1 protein-coding gene is annotated in these 261 nt (G+C 42.1%); it reads left to right on the top strand.

Translation table 11 applies throughout. The features are described 5' to 3' along the window. Nucleotides 1-261: Smr/MutS family protein (locus FTW16_RS01440; RefSeq protein WP_186728002.1), on the top strand; the 261-nt coding region annotated here is incomplete at both ends.

The raw sequence follows: 261 nt of genomic DNA, 5'->3' as shown, positions 1-261 counted from the left end.
TGATGACGAGAAAGATTATCTCTCGCTCGACTATTCTCCGATGTTAAAGCCAGATGATGTTATCGCCTATAAAAAAGATGGCGTGCAGGAAGGCGTATTCAAGAAACTGCGCTTAGGTAAATATCCAATTCAAGCTAAGCTCGATCTGCACAGGAAAACACTGAAAGATGCTCGTAATGAAGTGCTTTCATTTTTACGTCAATGTCTAAGAATGGATGTGCGCACCGTGATTATTGTTCACGGTAAGGGAGAGCGCTCTAA

It is taken from the genome of Vibrio sp. T20 (assembly GCF_007858795.1).
GTDB classification, from domain to species: domain Bacteria; phylum Pseudomonadota; class Gammaproteobacteria; order Enterobacterales; family Vibrionaceae; genus Vibrio; species Vibrio satsumensis.
Note: the sequence above shows the minus strand (reverse complement) of the source record. Positions and strands in the feature narration are given on the sequence as shown.